Origin of the sequence: Mesorhizobium sp. M7D.F.Ca.US.005.01.1.1, assembly GCF_003952545.1 — a bacterium.
In the GTDB taxonomy this organism is placed as follows: domain Bacteria; phylum Pseudomonadota; class Alphaproteobacteria; order Rhizobiales; family Rhizobiaceae; genus Mesorhizobium; species Mesorhizobium loti.
Window position 1 is genome coordinate 816,580 of the sequence record NZ_CP034453.1, and the last position, 13,003, is coordinate 829,582.

Genomic DNA, 13,003 nt, shown 5'->3' on the forward strand with positions numbered 1-13,003 from the left:
TTCGTCGGCAAAGCTAAGGGCTTGCCCAGAAGGGCACCGATCGCCGAACGCCTAGCTGTCTAATCTGGATGAAGCGTCACATCGAGCCTGATCACAGCGAGTTGGGAACCGCGGTAGCACTGGTCAACGAACTGACCCCGTTGATCAGGGCGGCGTTACCGGCAGTGTGTTCACCAGCACGATTGTGCCCCCTCCACCCGTGTCATCATAGGTGGGTGTACCGACATTGTCGTCCTGTACGACGCCTGCGGCGGTACCCGCAACCGAGCCGTTGCGAGACAGATTGAAATGGGTGCTGGCGTTGAGGTTGCTTAAGCTGACGTCCACAATTGCATTTGGCCCGCCGGCGAAGGTGTTTTGCTGCACACCCGCACCGCCGAGCACGAGGTTCATCGTGCTTGTATCCGTGCCCGTGGCGCCATTATCGGCAAAGAATGCGGCGAACGGGAATGCGGTACCTGGCGCAGTGACGCTGTTGCCGAACACGGAGGCATTCATCGTCGCGCTGCCGTCGTTGTTCTGCAGATGGATGCCGACATTGCCCCAACCGGTGATGGTGTTGTTCTGAATCAGCGTGGTCAACGAACCTGAACCTGCCGAGCGGACGAAGATGCCATCCGGACTTTCCCCGGTCTGGCCGACCAGCGTATTGCCGGTGATCTTGCCTGTGAACGTGCCGCCGCCGTTGCCCTTGGCAACAAAGATACCGACTGTATCGAAAGCATTGCCGCCGCCATCGCTCTCAATGTTGTTGGCGATGTTGAAGGTGACCGTGGCAGCCGTGCCAATTGAGTCCCCTCGTACGGAAACGATCGTTCCGCCACCTGGTATGATCGCCTGGCCGTTGTGGAACGTATTGTTGGTGGCGACCACATCCATCGTCGCATTGCTGTTGGCGATCGCCTCGAAGAAGTCGGAGCGCGTGCCAGAGAACGTGTTGTTGTCGAGCGTCACGTTGGCCGTCGCGCTGTTGTAGACGGTGAAGTCGACATTGTCGTTGCCGAGGGTCGAACTGATCAGGCCGAACGTGTTGCCGCTCATGGTCAGCCGGTTCAGCGTGCCGCTGGTGTTCCAGACGGCGAGGTTGCCGAACGCGCCGCCACTGATGTTGGATCCGGTGATCGAGGCGCTGCCGAGCAGATTGTCGAAGCGGATGGCGCTCTCTTCAATATTGCCTGTATTGCTGTCACCGTTTACGCCGCTGATGGTCGTGCCGGTCATCGTGAAGCCGGTGACGCTCTTTCCATAGACGGCGAAGTTAGAGAAGTCGTTGAGCTGCATGTTGGCCAGCGACACGTTCTGCGTGTTGCGCAGGAAGATGCCGGTGCCGCCGGTGCCGGACGTGGTGTTTCCGCCGGGCGTGCTGCCATTGAGGATATCCCCACCGGCCTTGCCGGAAATCGTGCCACCCGAGGTTGCCGTCGTGCTTACACCGGTGACCGTCAGTCCGCCAAGGGCGCCAGTGGTGTCGAGAACGATGCCAGCGGCGGTGCCGCCGCTCGACGAGATCTTCTGGAATTTCAGGCCCGAGGCGCCGATCGTCGTGCTGACGACGTTGAGTGCGGTGCCCTGGCCCGAGTCTATCGTGCTGCCCGAGCCGGTGACGCTGACAGTGCCGCCACCGGTGGCGTTGAAGCCAGTCGTATCGTCGGTGCTGGTGTTGATCGTCAGGGTGTTGGTGAAATTGATATTGGTGCCGTTGGTGCCGCCATTGCTCGTCAGGCTGATGCCGTCGCTCGAGCCGGTCGACGATACGGTTCCGTCGAACGAGATCGTGCTGGCGCCGCCGGCGGTGCCCGTGTGGTTCAGGACGTTGACCGCGATGGCATTGCCGGTGTGCGTGATGGAGCCGTTGTAGTCGATATTGGCCGAGCCGCCCGAAACCAGGAACGCCGTGCCCGAGGCACCGGTCAGCGAGCCCGTGCCGAGATTGACCGTGCCGGTGACATTGGTCAGGGCCACATTGTTGACGCCGCCGGTCGACGTCGTCGAGGTAAAGTTGACGTTGGCGGCGATGCCGTTGAGGTTGATCGCCTGCGCCGTGGCGGAGCTGATCGTGCCGGTCGTCACAGTGACCGTGCCGCCATTGCCGACGCTGAAGCCCATCGTGTTGCTGGTCACAATGTCGATGTTGGCGAAGCTGACGGTCGAGGCGAAGAAGCCGCCGTTGTTGATCGACACGGCGGTGCCGGTCATCGTCGTCGTGGTGCCGAGATCGACAGTACCAGTGAAGCTCACATTGCTCGTCCCCGTCGGGGGGGCGATGACGATGCCGCTCGCCGCACCGTTCGCCGCGACCATGCCGCCATAGGTCAGGCTGCCGCCGGTACGGCCGGTGATGCTGACAGCCGTGCCGGTCGTGATGCCGCTGATGGAGCTGGTCACGTCGAACGTGGCGGAAACATTGCTCTGGAGGACGAGGCCGCCGGAGGTGGTGTTGCTGATATCGACATTGGTGGCGTTGACTGTGCCGCCCTGGGCCAGGAACAGGCCGGTGCCGGCATTGCCGATCGAAATGTTGCTCAATGTCTTCACGCCGGTGCCGTTGAGCTGGATGGACGTGTTCGCCGCGCCCGAGGCGGTGATGTTGCTGAAGGTGCCGTCGCCAGCCAGGAGGTCGAACCCGTTGCCGTTGAAAGTGACCGCGTCGACGACGGCTCCCGCGCCAAGATCCGCGCCGTAGAGGCTGAAGTTGCGGATCGTCATATGGCTGACGGTGGTGTTGGACCCGCCCGAGCCGGCTATGCCGCGTGCGGCGTTGACACCGGCGCCGTCATCGCCGTCGAGAATGAAGCCGTCGATGATGTTGCCGCTGGCGCTGGTCGCGATGACGTTGTTGCCGTCGGTGGTCGTCAGTGTCGCGGCGCCGGCGCCCACCTGCGCGATGGCAATCGAGTTGCTGGCGAGCTGGATGGGCAATGGCACCGTCAGTGCAAGATTAATGTCACCATTGCCGAAGCCGCGCACCTGCTCGCCCGTCTGCAGGTTGAGCGTGTTGTCGGCATTGGTGCTGAAGGCGGTGATGGCATTGCCATTGTTGATCAGCACGATGATGTCGTTGACGCCGGCTGCCGCTTCGGCCGCCGCAAGCGTCATCGGATTGCCGCTATCCTTGCCCGATCCGTCACCGCCGCCAGTCGCGCCGTCGCTGTCGACAAAGTAGATCTTGCCGAGGCCGAAGCCGTTGCCCGGGTTGGTCGTGAAATTCACATCCTGAAAATTGTAGGTGCCGGCACCCGGCGCGCTGCTGGCATCGATGCCGACAGTGGCGCCGATGGTCGAATTCTGGTCCGTCGCCGTTTCGCCGTCGCCATAGGTGAAGGCGAGGTTGGTGGCGCTGTCGAGGAACACGCCGGTGTTGACCCCCGAGATGCTCGAGCTGGCGCCGCCGACAACCGCGTCGCCGAGGCGCACGATCTGGCCGCCGGTGGCGCCGCGCAGGTCGACGCCGATCGAGGTGCCGGCGCCGGCGGAATTGGTGACGTCGAAATCGTTGGCCGTGATCGGCGCGTTGATGATGGCGCCGTTGAGGTCGAAGGCCACGGCCGTGGTGCTGGTCAGGCCGATGCTCAGCGTGTTGAAATTGAGCCTCGCGCCGAGTGTGCCGGTGACGTCCACACCGCGCGAGTTGACGCCTTGCAGGTTGACCGTACCGAGATTGATGGCGCCGCCGGCCGAAGCGACGTTGGTGAGCCCGATACCGGTGACCGCGCCGCTGGTCGAAACCGAGTTGAAGTTGATGCCGCTGCCGACGGTCACCGCGTCAAGGCTGAGCGCGCTCCCGGTCGACGTGATCGTGTTGGTGGTGCCGGCGACGCCGATCGTGCCGCCGCCCTGGGCGTGGAAGCCGATGCCGCTGGTCGTGCTGATGGCCAGGCCGCCATTGCTGAAACCGATGGTGCCATTGATGTTGCCGACCAGGTTGACGCCGTCGGTCGCACCCGACTGGATCTGCTTGGTGGTGCCGGAGAAGGTGACGGTGGCCGCGGTGCCGTTGTTGATGTTGGCCACGACGATCTGGCCGCCGCCGGCAGCGTTCGGATCGGTCAAATTGCCCGAGAGCGTCACCGAGCCGCCGGTCAGTTCCTGGATCGAGACGGCGGCGCCGCTGCCGTTGCTGACGATGGCGCCGGCATAGGAGATCGTGGCGTTGCCGCCGCTGAGATCGGTGCCCGAGCCGACATTGAAGGCCGCGCCCGAGCCGGCGTTGATCAGTGTGCCGGTTCCGAGAGCCAGCGTGCCGGTCAGGTTCTGCAGGTTGATGCCGTTAGCGGCGCCGGAGACAATGGCGCTGACCGAGCTGAAGCCGCCGCTGACCTGGGCATTGCTGATGCTGACGCCGGTGCCGTTGGTGGTGGAAACAGTGTTCGTCCCCGATAGGGCCACCGCACCGCCATCGGCGAAGAAGCCGGCGCCGTTGCTGTTCTGGATCGAGAGCCCGCCCGAGAAGGTGAGCGTATCGGTGCTACCCGCCAGGCGCTGCCACTTGACGCCGCCCTGGCTGGCGTTGGTGATCGTGACCGCACCGCCGAAGGTGACCGAGGCCGCATTGGTGAGCGCGGACTGCTCGATCTGGATAGCGTTGAGCGTCGTGCCTTCGATCGTCACCGGACCGTTGAACAGCAGTGCCGGCGAAGCGGCGATGTTGGAGATATAGATGCCGTTCTGGCCGCCGCCTATGGCGCTGATGGCGCCGAACTGCGCCGAGCCGCCGGAACCGTTCTCGATACGGGTGCCGCCGGCGAAGGAAATTGCCGGCTGGCCGGTGGTCGTGATCGTATTCCCAGCCGCGCCGAAGAACAGCGTGCCGCCAGTGTCGGACAACAGACCGGCGGCCTTGACGGTGTTGACGGTGACCGCGCCAGAGAAACCGACGCGATTGCCCGCGCCGATCTGCGCGAACAGGGCATCGTTGTAGCCAACGGTGGCGCCGTTGCCGTCGACGTCGAGACTGGCCGTGCCAAAATCGATGCTGGTGCCACCACCCGCGCCGCTCGCATAGATGCCGATGGCGCTCGGGAGGGCAAAAGCCCCGCTTGCTGCAGCCTTGACCGCAACATTGGTTGTGTCGAAATTGAGATCGCCGGCAACAGAGCCCAGGAACAGGCCGTAGCCGCCGACACGGTTCGTCGTGGTACCAGCGACGAAGGCGCCGCCGTCTACCTGGTCGATGCCGACAGTGGCCGCATTGGCGTCGAAGGTAACGTCCTTCACCGCGAAGCCGCCAACTTCGCCGTTGTTGCCCAAGAGCGTGATGTCGGAGAAGGCGCTGACCTTCATCAGCCCGGCACCGACTGAGCCGTCGACAGAAGCGATGTCGCCGCCGGTCGCCGACAGGATCAGGTTCGACAGCGCGATCTTACTGTTGGCTGCGCCGTCCGTCAGCGACAGAGCACCGCCGGCACCACCCCTGATCGTGGCGCGGCTGAGGATGAGATCGGTGATGTTGGTGCCGGAGAGGCCGAGGCCCGAGCCGGTGTTCTGCAGAATGACATTGTCGATGCTGGTCTTGCCGGAGAAGTCGACAGTGTTGCCGCTAGCGGTCGTCAGCGTCGCCAGCACGGTGTCGACATTGGACGACGCAGTGATGACGGTCGTGGCATTGATGCCGCTGAAGCTGAAATTGCCGCCAAGCCCGCCGCCGAGGGCGCCGAGCGGCGCGGTATCGATGGAATCGCCGGCCTTGAGACCGATCAGGATCTGGCCGTCGGCGAGGTTGAGCGTGTTGTTGCCGCCGCCGACCTGCTGCGCCTGCATCATGTCGATGAGGTTGCTGGTGCCGTTCTGCGAGGTGTCGACAAGGATGATGACATCGGCGCCGGAGGCCTCGGCGTCTTCTATCGAGCCCGGGTTGGCGGCGGTGCCGTCGCCGTCGCCGTCCTGGTCGACATAGTAGGTGGTCGGGCCCTGCGCCTCGGAAAGGTCGCCGTCGAAGCCGCCGCCGGCGCCGTCGACATCGCTGAAATTGTAAGTGCCGCCGACGGGGAAGGCGCCGGTGGAATTGAGGACGTCAACGGCCTTGACCGTCGACAATTTGTCGACCGAGCCTTCGCCGTCGCCGTAGATGAAGTTGACGGCGGTGGTGCTCGAGAACTGGAAGCCGATGCCCGGGCCAGCGCCGATGCCGCCGATGGTGGAACCGGTTGTGTTGCCCGGCGCGCCGGGATCGCCGAGCTGGATGGTGCCGGTGCCGGTGGTGTTGGACAGGTTGACCGCCGTGGTGCCGGTCGAGCTGACGCTGGTCAGGTCGAAATCGGTCGCGGTGATGGTGCCGTTGACGATCGAGTTGACGAAAAACAAGCCGGTATCCCCAGCGCTCGAAAGCGCAATGTCGAGATCGGTAAAACTGATCGTGCCGGACGTGGTGCCCGAGAAAGAGACCGCTGAAGAACCACCGCTCGCGTTGACCAAAGTCGAGCCGTTTAAAGCAATCGTACCGGAGGTGTTCTTCAGCTCCACGATTGCCGGGTTGTTGCCGGTGACGGTCACGTTGCCGTCGAAGGTGGCATGACCGGCAATGTTGGACAGCAGCAGGCCGCCGTTCAGCCCGTTTGTTACGGAAAGCGGGCCGTTGACGTTGAGGGTTGCAGCCGCGCCCATTCCGTTGACGATTGCGGCGCCGCCGCCGGTCGCTGTCAGGTCTCCCGAGAAGGTGATCGTGCCACCGCTAGGCGCGGTTGTAGATCCTATGTCGAACAGATTGCCGTCCGAAGTGGAGGTCACGTCGCCGCTGAAGGTCACTGAACCGCCGGTGAGGCCATCGACCTTCACCGCCGTGCCCGGCGCGGTGGCCGAGCTGGAGATGGCGGCCGAGACGGTGATCGCCGCGCTGCCACCGGAGACGACGACGCCGTCGCCCGTGCCGGAATTGGTGATGGTGCCGCCGATGGCGATCGTGCCGGTGTTGTTGGTCAGGCTGACATCGGCGCCCGAGACGCTTGTCGTGACGAGGTTGTTGACGTTGATCGTCGCGGCGCTGTTTTGCACCACGAAGCCGGGGCCAGGGCCGCCGACCGTTGCGATGGTAGTCGTGCCGTTGAAGCTATAGGTGCCGCTGGCGATATTGTTAAGGCGGATGGCTACACCGCTGATGCGCGACAGGTCGACGCCGCCGAAGGTGACATCGCCGCCGCTGGTATTCTGGATGACGATGCCGGTCGAAACACCGCCGCCCGAACCGTCCACGGTGACGCTGGAGAAGTTCAGGCCCGCCGCGCCGATCGTCATGCCGGTGCCGCCGATCTGGATGCCCTTCTCGTCCGGCCCGAGACCGGTCGTCACCGTATTGCCGGAGCCGGTCACCGTCAGCGTGCCGCCATTGATGGCGCTGAAGCCGAAGCCGCCGTCGGTAGTGAGGTCGAGGCCACCGGTGAAATTGATCGTGGCGCCTGTATTGCCGCTCAGGTCGATCGCGGCGGCGGCGCCGGTGTTGGCGGTGATCTTGCCGGCGAAAGCGGCGGTGCCGCCGGTCATGCCGGAGATCTTCACCGCGCTTGCAGCAGTGGCCTGGTTGATGGTGCCGCTGTAGGTGACGTTGGACGAACTGTTGACGACATCGAACGCGGCGTTGCCGGTGTTGGTAATGGAACTGCCGGCGCCGAAGGTCAGCGTTCCAGTCGAACTATTGCGGATGGAGATGCCATAGCCGCCGCCGGTGATGTCGAGATCGTCGAAGCTGGCGGTGCCGTCGAGATCGTTGGCGAACAGCCCGACACTGGTGGCGCCGGAGATCTTGGTGTTGCCGGTGAAATTGAGGGTCGCGCTCGAATTGACAAGTGCGATGCCGGTTTGGCTTGCGCTCTGGATGGTCAGATTGTTGGCCGTGACCGTACCCGTCGTGCCGTCAAGCCAAAGGCCTATCGTGGCGGCGCTGATCGTCACCCCGTTGATCGTTGCCCCAGCGCTGCCCGATCCGTCGATGGCAAATCCGGAGCTGCTGACGGCAAGGTTCTCGATGACGTTGCCATCGGCTAGGTCGATGGTGTTGCCGGCCGCATTGTTGAGCGTCGCGCCGCCATTGCCGAAGGGGTCGTCCTGCACCTGCGTGCCGCTGATGACATTCAAGCCGGTGACATTGGCGGGCGGCGAACCCAGGTCCACGGAAGCGCCATTGGCGAAGGAGACTATCGACTGGCCGTCTGCAAGCGTAAAGCCGTCGGCATCGGTATCGATGCTTCCGGCCCCGGTGTTGACCAGCACGAAGATCGTGTTGGCAGGGGCCGCCAGCGCATCGGCCGCGGTGGCATTGATCAGGTCGTTGACGGTCGAGCCGTCACCGGCGTTGGTGCTGGTGGCACCGACGTAGATGACGTTGGCAACGTCGAACAGCTGCGGACCGTTGAGCACCGTGGTGTTGAAGGCATAGGTGCCGCTGCCCGGCGACAGGCCGCGCATATCGAGCGACGCAGTCGTACCGGTGATCGACGCACCGCCGGCCGCGCCGAACGAGAAGGCCGTGTTGGCGGTGGTGCCGGCCGCGCCATGCGTGCCCATCTGCACGCCGGTGTCGGCCGAAATGACGCCGGTGCCTATGGTGACCGAGCCGCCGGTGGTACCGGAAAGATCGATGCCGGTCGAGCTGCCGGCGCCGGTGATGTCGAGCGAGGTGGCGGTGAAGGTCGACTGGCTGCCCGACAGGTCGAGCCCGGTCTTACCGGTGTGCAGGCCCGTGATGTCGATGTTGCCGAAGCCGATCGTGCCGTTGGTGCCCGAGACGTCGATGCCGTTCTGGGTTGGCTGGTCGATGGCTACGTCGCCAAACGTGACCGCGCCGGAATTGCCGTTCAGAGCGATGCCGTTGCCACCAGGATGCGTGATGGAAACGGCACCGCCGAAATGAACATCGGCCGAACTGTTGGCGATCAGGATCCCATCGAAGAAAGTGTTCGAGATCGTTGTCGCACCGGAAACGGTGAAGTTGCCGTCAACGCCGGAAAGGCTGATGCCCGTATCGCCTGCAGCCTGGGCAACGCTGGTCAGCGTGACGTCGAGCCCGATATTCGTTGCGGAGAAGGAGCCCACGCCGCTGCCTGAAACCATGCCGCCGGTCGTTGAAAGCGTGCCGCTGCCGGTCGAAATGGCACTGATACCGTACAAGCCATTGCCGGTCGCATTGAGTGTCTGGAAGGCGTATGTGCCATCGCCGTTGATCGACAGGCCTGTGGCATTGTTTGCAAGTTCGGTCGTGCCGTTGAACGTATAAATCCCATCGCCTTGGATAGACAGGCCGGTACCGCCATTGTGGGTGGACGTCAGGTCGGTGGCGGTGACAGCATTGGTGCCTTCGAACAGCAGGCCGTTCAGATCGGCGCCATCGACTGTCAGGCCGGTCAGCGTGACGCCGGTGACGTTGTTGCCGTGAACACCGATGCCGCCGCCGGTGTTCGACACGGTGAAATCGAGCAGCGAGCTGTTGTTGGCCAGCGTGACAGTGTTGCCACTGCCGGTATCGGTCAGCGTCGCCGCGCCGCCGGAATCCGAGATCGCCGCGTCATGCACGACATTGTCGCCGGTGACATTGACCGGAATACCGCCGAGCGAGAAGGTGCGCCCATTGCCGAACGAGGCCAGCGTCTGGCCGGCACTCAGCGAGAAACCGCCCGTGGCATCGATTGCCGTGCCGTCGTTGACGAGCACGAAGATGGCGTCGCTGTCGGTGATGCCATCGGCGGTGCTGACCGCCGCCAGGTTTGCCAGCGAGGAGCCGTCGCCGCTGCCTGTCGCCGACGAGCCGATGAAGATGACATTTTGCGGGTCGAACAGTTGCGGACCGACAAGGTCGGTTGTCCCGAAAGCATAAGTGCCGAGCGTCTGGTTGAGGCCGCGCGCGTCGAGCGAAGCGACCGTGCCGGTGATGGCGCCGCCGCCGAACGAAAAGGCCGTGTTGGCACTGGTTCCCGATGCGCCATTGGTGCCCAACTGCACGCCGGTGCCGACGGAGATGGTGCCACTGCCGATGGCCACCGAACCGCCGTTGGCGCCGGAAAGGTCGATGCCGGTCGACGTGCCGGCGCCGGCGATGTTGAGCAGCGTGGCGGTGAAGATCGATGTGCTGCCCGACAGGTCAAGCCCGGTATTGCCGCTGGTAAGCCCGGATATGTAGACGTTGCCGAAGCCGATCTTGCCATTGATGCCCGAGACATCGATGCCGCCGGAGGTCGGCGCCTGGATCGTCACGTCGCCGCCGAAGCGGATCGCCGCCGGCGAATCCGTGATCTGGATCGCCGGTCCCGTCGTGTTCGAGATCGTGGTGGTGCCATTGACGGTGAAATCGCCCGAGACGTGATCGAGCAGGACGCCGGCCGGGCCGCCGGTCTGACTGATCGAATCCAGCACCACATGCGCTGTGATCGGGTCTATGAAGACGCCGATCCCGCCATTGCCCGAGATGGCACCGCCGGTGGTGGTGAACGTGCCGCCGGTCGACGTGCCCTGCACGGTTATGCCGCGGTCGGTATTGTCCTTCGCATTGACGATGGCGAAGGTGTAGGTGCCCTTGCCCGTGATATCGAGGCCGTCGTCGAGATTGTCCTGCAGGAGCGTCGTGCCGGTGAAATTGTAGGTGCCGTCGCCTTCGATGTGCAGGCCGTCCAGGCCGTTGCCGGTGGCGGTGAAATTGGAGCCGGTGATGCCGGTCGAGGTGCCCTTGAAGTCGGCGCCGTTGCCGCCTGCGCCCGTCACGGTGACATTGGTCAGCGTGGCGCCCGTGATGTTGTTGCCGAAGATGCCGTCGTTGCCGCCGGTGATGGTGATGCCGTTCAGCGTGTTGCCGTTGCCCAGCGCAATGACGGGGTTGGCGACATTGGTGCCCTGGATCGTGCCGTCGCTGCCGCCCAGGTTGAAGGTGCCGGTGCCGCCACCGAAAAGCTTGGCGGTAACGCTTTCGCCACCGCCAATGACGGTCTGGCCATTAGCGAGCGTCACGCCGCCAGTCGTCAGATTGCCGTTGCCGCCAAGCGCCACCACAAAGCCGCCGCTGCCGGCCTTGGTGACGGCGTCGTCCAGCGTCGTCGGGTCCGCCTGCGTACCCGCACCGGCCAGGCCGCCGTCCGCAAAGTAGAATTTGCCGAAGGCGGCGTTGGTGGCGGCGTTGATGGCGACGCGTGTCGTCGAGCCGCCGCTCAGCGTCTGCGACTGGATCCGGACGCCGATATCGCCGCGCACACGTTCGTTGACGCGCTTGCCCAGGCCTTCGCTGACCGGATAGACCGGGTCCGCCCCGCCGATGGCCCCGGTCGTGTCCGAGCCATGGCCGGGGTTGAACGGGATGTTCAGCCGCACGCTGCCAGCGAACTGGGTGTCGTCGCGATTGTCGTTGCGGACCTCGCCGGCAAAGACCAGTTCAGTACCACTGCCGAAGACATCGCCGATCGTGTATTCGAAGCCGGCCTTGGCGCCGGTGACGCTGCCATCGTCGCCGTGCGGGTCCTCGAAATGGTAGCCGCCGATGTCCAGCCGCAGCGAATGCTTGTCGGGCAGGTTGACCGGCACCTGCGCGCCGATCTCGCCTTCAATGCCCCATGCCGCGTAGTCGCGGTGATCAAGGACCGAGATCTGCTCCATCAGCTGGTTGCTGACCATCGACAGGGTCGAACTGGTCGAGTGATCGGTCGAATCGCCCTTGATCGGCAGATAGACATTCACATGCGCGTCGAAATGCGAGGTGATCGCCTCGGCGCCCAGCGTGGCTGATGTGAACTGGTTGCTGTTGTAGTTCTCGACATTGAGATAGGCGTAGCCGCCGATCATCAGGTCCGGGTTGACGATGCGGCGAATGCCGAGGCCGACATCCTGGCCGAAACTGTCCTTGAAATCATGCTTGGCCCGGACATCCAGGAACAGCACTGATTCGGCCGTCTGCTTGAGCGGTATGAAGCCTTCGAGCGCGGCGTTGCCGCCATTGTTGTCGGCGCCGATGATGGCGCGTATCTGCGGCTGCCACAAGCCGTTTGGATCGCCATGGGCGGCCAGGCCGGAAAGGCCGAGCGCCAGCGTCGTCAGCGCCGTCGTCTTCCACAGATGCCTGGCAATTCGCGAACGGCGATAGCCGGCGCGCACGCGGAAATCTTGCCCACGCGCTGCCGTCTCACCAACTTGCCGAGAATTCTCGGTAGTTCCCATCCCCGGCGAGTCCTTCCGGGACTACAGGTCCCCAAAAGAGTTCTTACTCGAATTCTATTGTATAGCGAGTCTCGACTCCTTCGATTTCTAGGGGCTTCCTGTAAAATTGCTCGGTGTGTCCGAAAGGTCACAGTACTTTTGCCGGCTTTCTTGGATCCGGCCCGACTTCCAGAACAGTCCCGAGTGTTGTATCAAGCCCCACTTGGGAGAATACCTGGCGGGGCGAGGAAACATGCAAGGCATCCGACAAAAGAACATGGCATTTATTTTAGCGATAGCTAATTTACTTGGCGTGGTTGCAGGATTCGGCGCCCTGTGGCTGATCCTGGCCGCCGCCGGGCCAGCAGTTGCCGAAGATGCCAAGCAGGCCGAAGCAAAGGAAGCAAAGCCGGCCGACGCCAATCCATGGGCGATCAATTGCTCCAGCGGTTCATCGACGGCCGAGCTTCAGTGTCAGGTGTCGCAAAACCTGACCGAAGCCAAGACCGGTCAGCGTGTGCTGACGGTGACCGTGCGCCGCGACAAGGGCAATGGCAGCCTGGCCATGTTGCTCGCTTTGCCGCACGGCCTGTTCCTGCCGTCCGGCGCCTCCTACCAGATCGACCAGGGCCAGAAGACGACCGTCGCCATCCAGACCAGCGACCAGAACGGCGCCTACGCCGCCGCACCGCTGTCGCCGGAACTCATCGCCGCCATGAAAGCGGGAACCAACCTCAACATCGGCATGGAATCCGTGACGCGAAAGCCGGTGACCATTCCGGTCTCGCTGGCCGGCTTCACCGCCGCGATCGACAAGCTGGAAGCCATCAAATAGCTGACATGGCTTGACCAGCCGGCCGATTGCGATGCGGCTGACAGCTGCGGCCGCTAACTCTGTATCCAG

General features: G+C 63.8%; 2 protein-coding genes. One reads left to right on the top strand and one right to left on the bottom strand.

The genetic code is table 11. From position 1 onward, the window contains the following. Positions 1 to 144: 144 nt before the first annotated feature. Positions 145 to 12,057, bottom strand: coding sequence for an inverse autotransporter beta domain-containing protein (locus EJ076_RS03905; protein ID WP_126066968.1), 11,913 nt, complete (start codon positions 12,055 to 12,057; stop codon positions 145 to 147). A gap of 178 nt (positions 12,058 to 12,235) precedes the next feature. Here EJ076_RS03905 and EJ076_RS03910 point away from each other — a divergent pair, with 178 nt between their 5' ends. Then, the gene (locus EJ076_RS03910) at positions 12,236 to 12,934 is read left to right on the top strand and encodes an invasion associated locus B family protein (protein ID WP_245463067.1); all 699 of its coding nucleotides are present in this window, start codon (positions 12,236 to 12,238) and stop codon (positions 12,932 to 12,934) included. The last annotated feature ends 69 nt before the right edge of the window (positions 12,935 to 13,003 follow it).